14 protein-coding genes are annotated in these 14,213 nt (G+C 47.5%); 11 read left to right on the top strand and 3 right to left on the bottom strand.

Annotated features, from left to right (window positions below; translation table 11 throughout):
* Positions 1 to 9 precede the first annotated feature (9 nt).
* From ACTNBF_RS11695 to ACTNBF_RS11705, 3 genes are all read left to right on the top strand, one after another.
* Positions 10 to 570, top strand: a complete 561-nt coding sequence (locus ACTNBF_RS11695) for an ECF transporter S component (protein ID WP_441024836.1) — start codon at positions 10 to 12, stop codon at positions 568 to 570.
* Positions 571 to 572: 2 nt separating this feature from the next.
* Positions 573 to 1,226, top strand: a complete 654-nt coding sequence (locus ACTNBF_RS11700; RefSeq protein WP_441089313.1) for an SDR family NAD(P)-dependent oxidoreductase — start codon at positions 573 to 575, stop codon at positions 1,224 to 1,226.
* A gap of 129 nt (positions 1,227 to 1,355) precedes the next feature.
* Positions 1,356 to 2,444, top strand: coding sequence for a phosphotransferase enzyme family protein (locus tag ACTNBF_RS11705; protein WP_441089314.1), 1,089 nt, complete (start codon positions 1,356 to 1,358; stop codon positions 2,442 to 2,444).
* A 2-nt stretch (positions 2,445 to 2,446) separates the two neighbouring features.
* On the opposite strand, the gene ACTNBF_RS11710 is transcribed toward ACTNBF_RS11705, so the two are convergent.
* On the bottom strand, positions 2,447 to 3,514 hold the full coding sequence (locus ACTNBF_RS11710; RefSeq protein WP_441089315.1) for an AAA family ATPase: 1,068 nt from the start codon (positions 3,512 to 3,514) through the stop codon (positions 2,447 to 2,449).
* 38 nt (positions 3,515 to 3,552) lie between these two features.
* On the opposite strand from ACTNBF_RS11710, the gene ACTNBF_RS11715 reads away from it, so the two are divergent.
* Entirely contained in the window at positions 3,553 to 3,765 is a 213-nt protein-coding gene (locus ACTNBF_RS11715; protein ID WP_441089316.1) for a hypothetical protein, read from the top strand.
* Entirely contained in the window at positions 3,747 to 4,088 is a 342-nt protein-coding gene (locus ACTNBF_RS11720) for a hypothetical protein (RefSeq protein WP_441089317.1), read from the top strand. Before ACTNBF_RS11715 ends, ACTNBF_RS11720 begins: the two co-directional genes overlap by 19 nt.
* 46 nt (positions 4,089 to 4,134) lie before the next feature.
* Here ACTNBF_RS11720 and ACTNBF_RS11725 read toward each other — a convergent pair whose 3' ends face one another.
* Positions 4,135 to 4,932, bottom strand: coding sequence for an ABC transporter permease (locus ACTNBF_RS11725; RefSeq protein ID WP_427819775.1), 798 nt, complete (start codon positions 4,930 to 4,932; stop codon positions 4,135 to 4,137).
* Positions 4,925 to 5,692, bottom strand: coding sequence for an ABC transporter ATP-binding protein (locus ACTNBF_RS11730; RefSeq protein WP_427807074.1), 768 nt, complete (start codon positions 5,690 to 5,692; stop codon positions 4,925 to 4,927). Before ACTNBF_RS11730 ends, ACTNBF_RS11725 begins: the two co-directional genes overlap by 8 nt.
* A gap of 179 nt (positions 5,693 to 5,871) precedes the next feature.
* Here ACTNBF_RS11730 and ACTNBF_RS11735 point away from each other — a divergent pair, with 179 nt between their 5' ends.
* The 6 genes from ACTNBF_RS11735 (at position 5,872) to ACTNBF_RS11760 (ending at position 14,181) form a co-directional block, all read left to right on the top strand.
* Positions 5,872 to 6,477, top strand: coding sequence for an epoxyqueuosine reductase QueH (locus tag ACTNBF_RS11735; protein ID WP_427819833.1), 606 nt, complete (start codon positions 5,872 to 5,874; stop codon positions 6,475 to 6,477).
* Positions 6,478 to 6,540: 63 nt separating this feature from the next.
* The gene (gene argH, locus ACTNBF_RS11740; RefSeq protein WP_427807072.1) at positions 6,541 to 7,920 is read left to right on the top strand and encodes an argininosuccinate lyase; all 1,380 of its coding nucleotides are present in this window, start codon (positions 6,541 to 6,543) and stop codon (positions 7,918 to 7,920) included.
* 183 nt (positions 7,921 to 8,103) lie between these two features.
* Positions 8,104 to 9,189, top strand: coding sequence for an aspartate-semialdehyde dehydrogenase (gene asd / locus ACTNBF_RS11745; protein WP_427807071.1), 1,086 nt, complete (start codon positions 8,104 to 8,106; stop codon positions 9,187 to 9,189).
* Between the two features lie 109 nt (positions 9,190 to 9,298).
* A complete protein-coding gene (gene ppk1, locus ACTNBF_RS11750) occupies positions 9,299 to 11,413 on the top strand; it encodes a polyphosphate kinase 1 (RefSeq protein WP_441049749.1) in 2,115 nt (704 codons plus the stop codon).
* 27 nt (positions 11,414 to 11,440) lie between these two features.
* Positions 11,441 to 13,519, top strand: coding sequence for a DNA topoisomerase (locus ACTNBF_RS11755; RefSeq protein ID WP_427819778.1), 2,079 nt, complete (start codon positions 11,441 to 11,443; stop codon positions 13,517 to 13,519).
* Positions 13,516 to 14,181, top strand: coding sequence for a UDP-N-acetylglucosamine pyrophosphorylase (locus ACTNBF_RS11760; RefSeq protein ID WP_427807068.1), 666 nt, complete (start codon positions 13,516 to 13,518; stop codon positions 14,179 to 14,181). The genes ACTNBF_RS11755 and ACTNBF_RS11760 overlap by 4 nt, the downstream gene beginning before the upstream one ends.
* The last annotated feature ends 32 nt before the right edge of the window (positions 14,182 to 14,213 follow it).

Raw genomic sequence — 14,213 nt, forward strand, 5'->3', positions numbered from 1 at the left:
ATTTTGGGAATGAATGTAAAGTCAAGAAAAACATCAGCATATAAAATTTGCATGATTGCATTTGCTATCTGCATCAATTTGATCGGAGGCCAGATCGCGCTGTTTCTGAAACTTCCGATTTATCTGGACAGTATTGGAACTGTTTTGATTGCTTCGGTTATGGGGCCATTCTATGGAATGCTCCCGAATCTGATCAGTGGACTGCTTATGGGAATAACGGTTGATATTTATTCCCTGTATTATGCACCGGTTGGGATCATACTTGGGCTTGTGACCGGCCTTGTATACAGGAAATACCATCCGAAGAAGTGGTGGATTCTGGTGGCGGCGCTTGTAATCACCATTCCGTCTACGATTGCAAGTTCTTGCATTACGGCGTTTTTGTTTGGCGGAATTACGTCTTCGGGTTCCACGATCCTTGTTCAGGTGCTGGCCAGAACACCGCTTGGACTGGTGGGAAGCTGTTTTGTTGTGCAATTTATTACGGATTATATCGACCGAGTGATTTGTTTGTACGTTGTTGCGATCCTGAACAAGGCATTGAAGAAATATTTGAAGGAGAGTTTGTAAAGATGAATGTATTGATTACCGGGACCGGCTCCGGGATTGGGAAAGGGTGTGCGGAATATTTCTTAAAGGAAGGGCATCGCGTGTTTGGATTTGACAGGAAGGAGTCTGCAATTGTGGATGAGAATTATACCCATTATTGCCTGGATATCCGAGAAGAATCTGCCTATCCGGAACTTCCGGAGATTCAGGTGCTGATCAACAATGCCGGTGTCCAGAATGACAATGATATTGACGTGAATCTAAAGGGAACGATATCGATAACCGAGCATTATGGGATTCAGCCGGAGATTCGCTCGATTGTCATGATCGGATCAGCAAGCGGGCATACCGGTTCGGAATTTCCGGAATATGCGGCAAGCAAGGGAGGCGTCCTTGCTTATACCAAGAATGTAGCTATGCGGATCGCAGCGTATCAGGCTACTTGCAACAGCCTGGATTTCGGAGGGGTTATGACCGAATTGAACAGACCGGTGATGGAAGATGAAACACTGTGGAATGAGATTATGGAACTGACTCCTCTGAAGCGGTGGATGACGGTGGAAGAAGCGGCGGAATGGATCTATTTTATGGCGGTTACGAACGGGTTTTGCACCGGGCAGAATATTTTGATCGATGGGCTGGAAGCGGGAAACTGCAATTTTGTCTGGCCAAAGTGACATATCGCTTGTTTATAGAAAAGAATGATTGCGAATCATGGCTTCGTGTGATAACATTATCCTAAAGTGGATAGATTTCATGTATGGCAGATAGGGGAAGGCTACCCTGCCACCTAAGGAGGAAATGATATGTTTGAAACACTGAAGATTGTCGGAGAGAAGTTCCGGCTTCCCGGCGAGCTGTATTTTTACCATGTGATTGCAATGGGAAATATTAATTCTACTTATAAAGTAACTTATACGAATGAGAAGACGTTCAAGTCTTATCTGTTCCAGAAAGTCAATACGAATGTATTTAAGAGTCCGGTTGAGATTATGGAGAATATCGATCATGTGACGTCGTTCATCCGCGCGAAGTATCCGGATCAGATCACCCTTCATTTTCATCATACGAATGAGGGGACGAATTATTATATTGACGGGGATGATGCGTTCTGGCGTGTGATCAATTATGTGGATTCGGTGACGTTTAATGCTTCGGATGATCTGCATGTGATCGAGGCGACGGGGAAGGCGTTTGGTAATTTTCAGACACAGCTTTCTGATTTTGACGGTTCGATTCTGCATGAGACGATTCCGGATTTTCATAATACGAAAAAGCGGTTGGATACGCTGTTTGCGGATGTGGAAATGGATGAATGTGGCCGTGTGAAGGAAGTATCTGAGGAGATCGCGTATATTGAGTCGGTCAGAGAGCAGGCGGCGGAGCTTAGTGTGAGATTTGAAAATGGTGAGATCCCGAAGCGTGTCACGCACAATGACACGAAATGTAATAATGTGCTGTTTGACAGTGTGACGAAAGAGCCTATCGTGGCGATCGATTTGGATACGATCATGCCGGGTATGTCGATGTATGATTTCGCGGATGCGGTCCGGTTTATTGCCAATACGGCGGTGGAGGACGAGCCGGATACTTCGAAGGTGTTCTTTGATACAGCGAAATTCCGTGCGTTTGCAAATGGTTTTATCGGGGCAACGAAGGACTCTCTTACGGAGATTGAGATTGAAAATCTTGTGAAGGCGACGTTTTCGATTACGATCGAGCTTGCGTCCAGATTCCTGGATGATTATATTACCGGGGATAAATATTTCCGGTGTGAGTACCCGAAACATAATCTGGTCCGGACCCGCTGTCAGTTGCAGTTGGCGAAGGATATTGCGCGGAAGACGGATGAGCTGGAATGGATCATCCGGGATGTTCTGGAGAAACGTTCCTAAGTTTATTTATAATAAATTTTTCCAAGCAGACGATCCAGATTGTCTGTATTAATCTGTTCGATCAGTTCGCCTTGTGCGTAATAAATACTGATCACGGATTCGCATAAGGTCCGGCAGATGCGTTCCAGATCGCGGACGCCGTCTTCCGGACAGAGGCGGATCAGTTTTTTTATCGCATCTTCTTTCAGTTCAAGGCCCTGTGGATGTGCCAGCTCATTTTCCAGAGGATCACAGAGATAATCCAGAGAGTCCAGATGATATTCGGTGATCAGCTTCGGCCAGACGTAGCCTTCCACGATTTGTTCTTTATCAAACGGTGTGTAGGATGGAAGCTCCACGATATCAAGCCGGTCTTTCAGGACCGGAGAGAGCGGCTCAAGGCTGTTGGCTGTCGCGATGAAAATTGCATTGGACAGATCCAGCGGAAATCCGAGATAGTTGTCCACAAACCGAGAACGGTCGCTGTCCAGAAGGTCGAGCAGTACATTCTCTGGGCAGCCGTGTTCCAGTGAATCCCCCATTTTATCGATTTCATCGAGAAGAATCACCGGGCAGAAGCTCTTGGAGCGGATCAATGCATCCACGATCCGTCCGGGTCTTGCGTTATGGAAAATGGTCTGGGTGCCGCGAAGAAACAGCGCATCGGAGATCCCTGCCAGGGAAATCTTGACGCATGGCCTTCCCATTGCCCTTGCGATGGAGGCGGCGATGGAGGTTTTTCCGACGCCCGGAGCCCCTGCGAGAAGTAGAACGGCACCATAATTCTTGCCAAGATGCTTCTGGCAGGCCATGTAGCGGAGGATTTTCTCCTTCACATCCGTCATGGCATAGTGGGAGCAGTCCAGAATCCGTTTCGCCTGTGTCAGATTAATATCCGGGACTTTGTCACCTGCCTGCCACGGAATCTTCAGCATCGTGGTAAGGTAGGCTTCTTTTATATCAGCCGGATCCAGTTCAATAAGAAAATTCTGTATTTCTTCCGGCATACATTCAAATAACTCCGGCGCGATCCGGTTCCGAAGGCGGTATTTCAGTTGGTTGTGACGGGAGAGTGTTTCTGTTTCATTCATGATCTTGTACTCCAATTTTATCTGTATTTGTTTGTTGGATGTATTATAATATATTTGTAGGGATTTTTTCAATAGGATGGAAGTTAATAATGGGGAGAATAGGGGGAGTTTCATTTTCAATTACAGATTCATTGAAAAATGATATTGTGTATGCTAACATAACGGAAACGGGATACTTTGAAACAGGAATTGTGCTTGGAATAGAATCATATGAATCAGGAGCGAAGAAATTGTGGCAGAAAGAATCATAGAAATTATAAAAATCATACTTACGAACGTACTGACAGCATTGTACCAGCCGCTTGGCTTTGCAATGATATTAGCAGTGCTGTTTATGTTCCTATATTTATATGCGCGGGAGTACGGGTGGAAGGAGGCGGCCGGAATGTGGTGGAATGCGTTCAAAGCGGATTCCTTTTTCCGCAAGCTGTTTGTGCTGGCATTTTACACGGCGATGCTTCTTTTTCGGACGCTGCTGAACCGGGATATCTGGGCAAATCCGCTTTCGGATGTGATCGGAGGGGCGATTTGCTGGATTGGATATAAAGTGAAGTCTAATAACAAACCGCTGTAACCTTAAAAAAGCCTACAGCGGTTCCAGGTTCTGGTGCATTGGTGCGCTAGCGTTTCTTCAGGCAATACTTTTCAACGGCACTGATGATCCCATAAAGTCCCAGAGCGATGAAACACAGGATACAGATCGAAAGAATGAGAAGATCCAGTTTGAATACCTGGCTTCCGTAGATGATCATGTATCCCAGTCCTTCCCGCCCGCCGATAAATTCGCCGATGACGACGCCGACCAGGCAGAGGCCGATGTTGACTTTCATGGTGCTGATGATGGCGGGGATGCAGCTTGGGATGACAACTTTGGTCAGGGCATGATAACGATTGCCGTGCAGGGTGTAGATCAGGGTGAGTTTATCGGGATCGACGGTGACGAAGTTGGCGTAAAGATTTAAGATGCTGCCGAAGATGGCAACGGACATTCCCGCGACGATGATCGTGGTCTTGTTGGCACCGAGCCATACGATGAGCAGGGGAGCCAATGCGGATTTGGGCAGGCTGTTCAGAATGACCAGGTAAGGATCGAGAACCTCGGAAAGCCCCGGGCTGAACCAGAGCAGGATTGCGATGATGAGACTCAGGATGATTACAAGGGCGAAGCTCAGGAGCGTTTCATAAAGGGTCACGCCGATGTGCAGGAAAATGCTTCCGTCCAGAATCATGTCCCTGAGACAGAGGGCGATGCGGGAGGGACTGCTGAAAATGAAGGAGTCGATGATTCCGGTATTGGCCGTGAATTCCCACAGAAACAGGAATCCGAGCAGGATGGCGGCGCGGGAGAAACGGACGATCTTCTTACGGCGGCGCTGTTTGTTCAGGTAGTAGATCTGGCCTTGGGACAGTTCATTCATTGGGGTTTAACTCCTTCCATATGAGATTGAAATAGGATTTGAATTCCGGGGCATTGCGCCGTTTCAGAGGTGTTAGATCCGGCTCCTGGAATGTGATGGGGACGGTCTGTAGTATGGTGGCGGGGCGGGCGGTGAGGACGATCACGCGATCGGCAAGGCTAATGGCTTCCGCCAGATCGTGTGTGACCAGAATTGCGCTTTTTTTCTCTTTTCGGATGATCTGGCCGATGTCGTCCCCGACCGTCAGTCTTGTCTGGTAGTCGAGCGCCGAGAAAGGTTCATCCAGCAGGAGAAGATCCGGCTCCATAACCAGTGTGCGCACGAGGGCGGCCCTCTGCCGCATTCCTCCGGAGAGTTCCGAAGGGCGGGAATTAGCGAATTGATCCAGTCCGTAGATGTCCAGCAGTTCGCGTGCTTTTTCTTTGGCACGGGCGGTCATGCTGTGCTGGATTTCCAGACCGAGGAGTACGTTGTGATAGACGGTGCGCCATTCCAGAAGTTCATCCTTCTGAAGCATATAGCCGATGTTGGTGGCGCTGCCGCGTAAGTATTTTCCATTTAGCAGGATCAGCCCTTTTTCGGGTTCCAGAAGACCTGCAATCAGGTGTAAGAGTGTGGATTTTCCACAGCCGGACGGACCGACGATGGCGAGAAAGTCGCCTTCTTTCATAGAGAACGAAATGTGTTCCAGCGCTTTGGTTTCGCCGTCCATGTTGTGATAGGCATAATTGATATCTTTGACTTCCAGCAGATATTCCATAGGTAACCTCCAGTCTCATGAATGATACGGGGAAAGATTCTATATATTATTTTATGAAAAGATACACATATCTGTTCGGAAACGGTAATATTTGATAAGAAATACGAAGAAACATATAAGATCCGGGAAGGAAAGAAGAGAGGAGTAGGGAAGAAGTGAACAGGAATTATCAGAAGGAGATGGAGAAGGTGATCGGATGCCTGGAAGAGGAAGAAAAGGTCCCGAAGCTTCTGCTCCACAGCTGTTGTGCACCGTGCAGCAGTTATGTACTGGAATATTTATCGCAGTATTTTGAGATCACGGTGTTTTACTATAATCCGAATATTTTTCCGGAAGAGGAATTCTATAAGAGAATCCGGGAACAGGAGCGGCTGATCCGGGAAATGCCTGCGAAGTATCCGGTTCATTTTCTTGCGGGAAATTATGACAGTGAGAAATTTTATGCCATGGCAAAAGGGCTGGAGCAGGTGCCGGAGGGCGGCGAGCGCTGTTTTAAATGTTATGAGCTGAGACTCAGGGAAGCGGCAAAGGTGGCGGCAGCGGGCGGATTTGACTATTTTACCACGACGCTCAGCATCAGTCCGCTGAAAAATGCCGCAAAGCTCAATGAAATCGGCGAGCGTCTGGCGGCGGAATATCAGGTTGCGTATCTTCCGTCTGATTTTAAAAAGAAGAACGGATATAAGCGTTCTACCGAGCTCTCCAGAGAGTATGGATTATACAGGCAGGATTACTGTGGCTGTATTTTCTCGAAAAAAGAGCGGATGGAAACTTTACAGAAGTAGGAAAACTGTGGTACACTCAAAAAGGTTTACTAAGTGATGAAAAGGCAGAAAAGAGGGAAAGCGATGGCACAGTTATGGGGAGGACGCTTTACGAAGGAGACGGATCAGCTCGTTTATAACTTTAATGCGTCCATTTCATTCGACAAACGGTTTTACGAACAGGATATTAAGGGAAGTATCGCCCATGTGATGATGCTTTGTAAGCAGGGAATCCTGTTTGAGGAAGAGAAGAAAGAAATTATTGCAGGTCTGGAAAGTATTCTCCGCGATGTGGAGAGCGGCAGACTTGAGATTACAGATAAATATGAAGATATACACAGTTTTGTGGAGGCTAATCTGATCGAGCGGATCGGGGATGTGGGTAAGATGCTCCACACCGGGCGCAGCAGGAATGACCAGGTGGCACTGGACATGAAGATGTATATCCGGAGTGAGATTATTTCCCTGCAGGGACTGGTGGTGGATCTTTTGCGGGAGCTTCTGGAGATCATGAAGCAGAACGTTGATACGATCATGCCGGGATTTACACATATGCAGAAAGCGCAGCCGACGACGCTGGCGCATCATATGGGAGCTTATTTTGAAATGTTCAAGCGGGATCATTCGCGTTTGAAGGATATTTATAAACGGATGAACACCTGTCCGCTGGGAGCAGGAGCGCTTGCGGGAACGACTTATCCGCTGGATCGGAACTATACGGCAGAGCTTCTTGGATTTGACGGGCCGACGCTCAACAGTATGGATTCCGTTTCCGACCGGGATTATCTGATCGAACTGATGAGTGCGCTTTCCACGATCATGATGCATCTGAGCCGGTTTTCGGAAGAGGTGATCATCTGGAATTCGAATGAGTACCAGTTTGTCGAGATTGATGACAGCTACAGTACGGGAAGCAGCATCATGCCGCAGAAGAAGAATCCGGACATTGCCGAGCTGGTGCGCGGTAAGACGGGACGTGTCTACGGTGCATTGATGTCGATTCTGACAACGATGAAAGGAATCCCTTTGGCATATAATAAGGATATGCAGGAGGATAAGGAACTGATCTTTGATGCGATCGACACGGCGAAGGGCTGTCTGGCCCTATTTACCGGAATGATCTCTACAATGAAGTTCAACAAAGAGCGGATGAACGAGAGTTCACGCCACGGTTTCACCAATGCCACAGATGCGGCGGATTACCTGGTGAATCATGGAGTGCCGTTCAGGGATGCACACGGGATCGTAGGTCAGTTGGTTCTCTACTGTATCGATAAGGGAATTGCGCTGGATGATATGTCTCTGGAAGAATACAAAGCGATCTCACCGGTATTTGGGGAAGACATCTATGACGCAATCAGCATGGAGACCTGTGTGAACAAGCGGAAGACGATCGGAGCACCGGGACCGGATGCGATGCGTAAGGTCATTGAGATCTATACGAAATATCTGGAAGAGTGCTAATATAGTTACTGTTCACACAGTAGCCAGCATTTACTGCCGGCTACGTGCCAACAGCGTACATGGCACGCGGATTTGGAATGGAAAATAGCTTGCATTTCTTAGGGAAATGGGTTATTATACTTGGGACACGTACAAATGTGTTCCGACTAAAGACAAAATAGAGAAAAGAAATGAGGAAAAGCGATGAAAAAGAAATTAAAAGTTGGGATTCTTGGAGCGACCGGAATGGTTGGACAGCGTTTTATCGCCCTTCTGGAGAATCACCCATGGTTTGAGGTTGTCACTGTAGCAGCAAGCCCGCGTTCTGCAGGCAAAACATATGAAGAGGCAGTTGGAGACCGTTGGAAAATGGACACTCCGATGCCGAAGAAAGTAAAGAAACTGATCGTACATAATATTAATGAAGTAGAGGAAGTTGCATCTACTGTTGATTTTGTTTTCAGTGCGGTCGATATGACGAAAGAAGAGATCCGTGCGATCGAAGATGCTTATGCTAAGGCAGAGACACCGGTTGTTTCCAATAACAGTGCACATCGCTGGACACCGGATGTACCGATGGTTGTACCGGAGATCAACCCGGAGCATTTTGAAGTGATTGAGGCTCAGAGAAAACGTCTCGGAACAAAACGCGGATTCGTAGCCGTAAAACCGAACTGCTCGATCCAGAGCTATGCACCGGTGCTTACCGCCTGGAAAGAATTCCAACCGACCGAAGTTGTAGCTACAACGTATCAGGCAATTTCAGGAGCCGGAAAAACCTTTAAAGACTGGCCGGAAATGGTAGAAAATATTATTCCGTATATCGGCGGCGAAGAAGAGAAGAGTGAACAGGAACCGCTTCGTCTCTGGGGCAGAGTGGAAAACGGACAGATCGTGAAAGCGAAAGAGCCTGTGATCACGACCCAGTGTATCCGTGTTCCGGTTCTGAACGGACATACCGCAGCGGTATTTGTAAACTTTGCAAAGAGCCCGACAAAAGAAGAGCTTCTTGAAAAACTGGAAAACTTTAAGGGTCTTCCGCAGGAACTGGAGCTTCCAAGTGCGCCGAAGCAGTTTATCCGTTATCTCGAAGAAGATAACCGTCCGCAGGTAAAACTGGATGTGGATTATGAGAATGGAATGGGAATCACGGTCGGACGTCTGAGAGAAGACACATTGTTTGACTGGAAATTCGTAGGACTTTCCCACAACACAGTACGTGGAGCGGCAGGCGGAGCAATCCTGTGTGCAGAGACACTTGTTGCGAAGGAATATATCAAGGCAAAATAAGAGAACATCTGATAGGCCGTTTCATTTGAACAAATGTTACGGCCTTTTTAAACTTATTTTATAGGGGAAGATATTTGCCACGGTATCAGGCAAGACAGGGGGAAGGATTATGGACAAAGAAATGCTGAATTATACACAGAACAGAGAGCTTTCCTGGCTGAAATTCAATCACCGGGTTCTGGAAGAGGCACAGGATCCGACGGTTCCGCTTCTGGAGCGGATGAAATTTGTTGCGATCTTTACCAGCAATCTGGATGAGTTCTTTATGATCCGTGTTGGGAGCCTGTATGACATGGCCCAGACGGATCATACGGCGGTTGACAGTCGTTCGGGCATGACGCCGAAAGAACAGCTGGATGCGATTTTTGCGGCAGTGGCACCGCTATATAAGGAGCGCGACAAGACATACTCTGAGATTAAAAAGCTGCTGAGCCCGTATGGTGTCTGCGGGCTTTCCATAAAGGAACTGGAAGCACAGGAAAAGAAGTACGTTAAGAAGTATTTTAAAGATCAGATTCTGCCGATCCTTTCGCCACAGATCGTGGACGCGAATCATCCGTTTCCTCATCTTCTGAATAAAGCCTTGTATGTAATCGCCAATCTGAAGCAGGACAACAAGTCCATGCTGGGAATCGTGCCGGTACCGCAGTTTGTATCCGACATTCTGTATTTGCCGGGGCATGACATCCGTTATATCCGGATGGAGAAGGTGCTGATGGAATATTTGGATCTGATCTTTGAAAAATACGAGGTTACAGACCGGAACTATATCTGCGTGACGAGAAATGCGGATATTTCCCCGGATGACGAATCCCTGGAGATCAACGATGATTTCCGGTTTCGTATGCAGGAGACGCTTCATAAACGTCGCAGAATGGCGGTCGTTCGTCTGGAGACGGCAGAGCCGCTTCCCAAAGATGCGGAAAAGTATTTCTGTGATAAATTTAAGATCACCCCGGCTCAGATCTTCCGGACCAAAATGCCGATGAAGCTGGATTACATTTTCTCGATTATGGATAAAGTGCCGTCTTCCATGAAGCGTCCGCTGGTGGATGAACCGTTCACCCCGCAGCCGTGCCGTTACCTGACCGACGACAGTGTGATGAAGCAGGTAAAAAAGAAGGATGTTCTTTTATCCTTTCCATATGAGAGTATGGATCCGTTTCTGCGTCTGATTAAAGAGGCTTCTCAGGACCCGTCGGTTCTAACCATCAAGATCACGATCTACCGTCTTGCAAAGAAAGCAAGACTGGTGGAATATCTCTGTGCGGCGGCTGAAAACGGGAAGGAGGTCACGGTACTGATCGAGCTTCGTGCACGGTTCGACGAGCAGAATAACATTGACTGGTCGGAACGGCTTGAGGAGGCAGGCTGCAGGGTGATCTATGGATTTGATGGTTACAAGGTGCATTCGAAAATCTGTCTGATCACATACCGGAACAAGAATGAAATTCAGTATATCACGCAGGTGGGTACGGGAAATTACAACGAGAAGACGGCTGCAATGTACACCGATGTTTCACTGATTACGGCAAATAAGAGCATCGGAAATGATGCGTCCGTATTTTTCAAAAATATGTCGATCGGCAATCTCAACGGGAGCTATGAGAATCTGATCGTATCGCCGACAAGCCTGAAACCGAAGATCCTGCATCTCATAGATGAGGAAATCAAAAAGGGTGCCTCCGGGCGGATCGTCATGAAAATGAATTCGGTGACGGATGTGGATTTTATCCGCAAAATATCGGAAGCGTCTCAGGCCGGAGTGAAGATCGATCTGATCGTCCGGGGAATCTGCTGTATCCTTCCGGGCGTGCCGGGTTATACGGAAAATCTGAAAGTGACCAGCATTGTTGGACGTTTTCTGGAACATCCCAGGATTTTCTGTTTTGGAGAAGGACCGGATCAGAAGGTATACATCGGCTCAGCGGACATGATGACGAGAAATACCGAAAAACGTGTGGAAGTGGCCTGCCCGGTTTACGACAGCCGGATCAAAGACCAGCTGGTACATATGCTGGAAATCATGCTGGAGGATAACCAGAAAGCACGTGAGCTGCAAAGTGACGGCAGCTATAAAAAGAAAGAAAAAGGGACCAAAAAAGTCTGTGCTCAGGAGTATTTCATGAAGGAAGCGCTTACGGTAAAGAGACCGAAAAAGGCGGATGAAGCAGGTCTGTGGGTGCGGATTCTAAAATGGTTCTTTGGAAAACAACATCGATAGGACGGACAGGAGTATTTGTAATTATTTATGGGTAAAAAATCAGTTTATATAGCCGAAAAACCGAGTGTTGCGCAGGAATTTGCCAAGGCGCTGCACCTGAATTTAAAAAGAAAGGACGGGTATCTGGAGGCGGATGAAGCCATCGTGACCTGGTGTGTGGGGCATCTGGTGACCATGAGTTATCCGGAAGCTTATGATGAGAAATACAAACGCTGGAGCCTTCAGACGCTCCCTTTTATTCCTAAGGAATATAAATATGAAGTAATCCCGGCTGTGAAGAAACAGTTTGAGATTGTGAAAGGTGTGCTCACCCGGGAAGATGTGGAGCGGATCTATGTCTGTACCGACTCCGGACGGGAAGGAGAATATATTTACCGGCTGGTGGAGCAGATGGCTCATGTGAAGGGAAAAGAACGCCGCAGGGTCTGGATTGATTCCCAGACGGAGGAAGAGATCCTGAGAGGGATCCGGGAGGCGAAGGATCTGTCCGAGTATGACAATCTCTCGGCTTCCGCTTATCTTCGGGCCAAGGAAGATTATCTGATGGGAATTAATTTTTCCCGACTTCTTACACTCAAATACGGGAACAGCATTTCCGGTTATCTGGGAAATAACTACACCGTCATTTCCGTAGGACGCGTGATGACCTGTGTACTGGGGATGGTGGTGCGCCGCGAGCGTGAGATTCGTGAATTCGTCAAAACTCCGTTCTACCGTGTCCTGCAGAGTGTGGATGTGGACGGGCACAGCTTTGACGGTGAGTGGAGAGCGGTGAAGGACTCCCTTTATTTTGAATCGCCGAAACTGTATAAAGAAAATGGATTTAAGAAGCGGGAGGATGCCGAGAACCTGATCGCACACCTAAATGAAGGGCCTGCGGAGACGAAGATCCTTTCCATCGAAAAGAAAAAAGAAAAGAAGAATCCGCCTCTTTTATTTAACCTGGCAGAGTTGCAGAATGAATGTTCCAAACGGTTCAAGATCAGTCCCGACGAAACGCTGCGCATTGTGCAGGAATTATATGAGAAGAAGCTGGTGACTTATCCGAGAACGGATGCCCGTGTGCTTTCCACTGCGGTTGCGAAGGAAATCACGAAGAATCTGAACGGGCTGAGCAAATATCCTGTGGCGGCGCCTTATATGCAGGACATTCTGAATTTCGGCAGCTACAAGAATCTCGCGAAGACACGGTATGTCAATGATAAACAGATTACGGACCATTATGCGATCATTCCCACCGGACAGGGGCTGCCGGCTTTGAATTCGGTTGCGCCGGTGGCGAAAAACGTATATGATGTAATTGTACGGAGATTTCTCAGTATTTTCTATCCGCCTGCAGTATATCAGAAAGTGGCTGTGACGACACAGATGCAGGAAGAACAGTTTTTTGCAAGCTTCCGTGTGCTGGCTGAAGAGGGATATCTGAAGGTGGCAGGGATCCCGGGGAAGAAAGCGGCATCGCCAAAGGGAACTGCCGTCGATGCGGAGTCTTCTGAAAATCCGGCTTCGGATGGGGAGAATGAAACACAGGATCTGGATGCGGCGTTTTTTGAATGTATTCAGAAGCTGAAAAAGGGAATGGTTCTTCCTGTGAAAGGCCTTGCGATCAAGGAAGGAGAAACCTCTCCTCCGAAACGATATAATTCGGGTTCTATGATCCTTGCGATGGAAAATGCGGGGCAGTTGATCGAGGATGAAGAGCTGCGCGCACAGATCAAAGGTAGCGGAATCGGTACCAGTGCCACACGCGCGGAGATTCTGAAGAAATTATTTAACATCAAATACCTGGCGCTGAACAAGAAGACACAGGTGATCACACCGACACTTCTCGGCGAGATGATCTATGATGTGGTGGACCATTCTATCAAGTCACTTTTGAATCCGGAACTGACTGCGAGCTGGGAAAAGGGGCTCACATATGTTGCAGACGGTGATATCACGCCGGATGAATATATGAGAAAGCTGGAGCAGTTCATTATAACCCGTACAAACGGCGTGCTGGGTTTAAATAACCAATATCAACTGAGAGGCTGTTATGACAAGGCGGCTGAGTTTTATAAAAAACCTGTGAAGAACACAGAAAAAGGGAAAGGGAAAAAAGAATGAAAGAAATGACTGTAAAAGAAATGTACACATTGGAAGAGACGATTGCGAAAGACATTTTTGAAGGTGTTACCTATCCATGGGAAGTACTGCCGAAGATCAGCAGCTTTATTTTAGAACTGGGTGCCACACTTCCGGAGGAAGAATATGAAAAGCGCGGTGAAAATGTGTGGGTGGCAAAGTCCGCAAAGGTGGCTCCGACTGCATTTATCGGCGGCCCGGCGATCATCGGAAAGGAAGCGGAGATCCGTCATTGTGCATTTATCCGCGGAAATGCGATTGTAGGGGAAGGCGCTGTTGTGGGAAATTCCACTGAGCTTAAGAATGTCATTCTTTTCAACAAAGTGCAGGTTCCACATTATAATTACGTCGGTGATTCGGTTCTCGGATATAAATCCCACATGGGTGCCGGTTCGATTACGTCCAATGTGAAATCTGATAAGAAGCTGGTTGTGATCAAGACTCCGGAGGGAGGTATTGAGACCGGTATGAAGAAATTCGGCGCGATGCTGGGAGATAATGTGGAAGTCGGATGCGGAACGGTTCTGAATCCGGGAAGCGTGGTTGGAAAAGGAACGAATATTTATCCACTTTCCATGGTAAGAGGCTATGTTCCGGCAAACAGTATTTATAAAAAGCAGGGCGAGGTCGTAGAAAAGAGATAATTTCTTCGGTTTCCGGGAAGTTTGGAGAAACA

The organism is Bariatricus sp. HCP28S3_A4 (assembly GCF_052066395.1).
Taxonomy (GTDB): domain Bacteria; phylum Bacillota; class Clostridia; order Lachnospirales; family Lachnospiraceae; genus Allocoprococcus.

Coding starts and splice junctions, on each gene's coding strand:
- ACTNBF_RS11695 (WP_441024836.1), top strand. CDS start 10: ATGAATGTAAAGTCAAGAAAAACATCAGCATATAAAATTTGCATGATT.
- ACTNBF_RS11700 (WP_441089313.1), top strand. CDS start 573: ATGAATGTATTGATTACCGGGACCGGCTCCGGGATTGGGAAAGGGTGT.
- ACTNBF_RS11705 (WP_441089314.1), top strand. CDS start 1,356: ATGTTTGAAACACTGAAGATTGTCGGAGAGAAGTTCCGGCTTCCCGGC.
- ACTNBF_RS11710 (WP_441089315.1), bottom strand. CDS start 3,514: ATGAATGAAACAGAAACACTCTCCCGTCACAACCAACTGAAATACCGC.
- ACTNBF_RS11715 (WP_441089316.1), top strand. CDS start 3,553: ATGTATTATAATATATTTGTAGGGATTTTTTCAATAGGATGGAAGTTA.
- ACTNBF_RS11725 (WP_427819775.1), bottom strand. CDS start 4,932: ATGAATGAACTGTCCCAAGGCCAGATCTACTACCTGAACAAACAGCGC.
- ACTNBF_RS11730 (WP_427807074.1), bottom strand. CDS start 5,692: ATGGAATATCTGCTGGAAGTCAAAGATATCAATTATGCCTATCACAAC.
- ACTNBF_RS11735 (WP_427819833.1), top strand. CDS start 5,872: ATGGAGAAGGTGATCGGATGCCTGGAAGAGGAAGAAAAGGTCCCGAAG.
- argH (WP_427807072.1), top strand. CDS start 6,541: ATGGCACAGTTATGGGGAGGACGCTTTACGAAGGAGACGGATCAGCTC.
- asd (WP_427807071.1), top strand. CDS start 8,104: ATGAAAAAGAAATTAAAAGTTGGGATTCTTGGAGCGACCGGAATGGTT.
- ppk1 (WP_441049749.1), top strand. CDS start 9,299: ATGGACAAAGAAATGCTGAATTATACACAGAACAGAGAGCTTTCCTGG.
- ACTNBF_RS11755 (WP_427819778.1), top strand. CDS start 11,441: ATGGGTAAAAAATCAGTTTATATAGCCGAAAAACCGAGTGTTGCGCAG.
- ACTNBF_RS11760 (WP_427807068.1), top strand. CDS start 13,516: ATGAAAGAAATGACTGTAAAAGAAATGTACACATTGGAAGAGACGATT.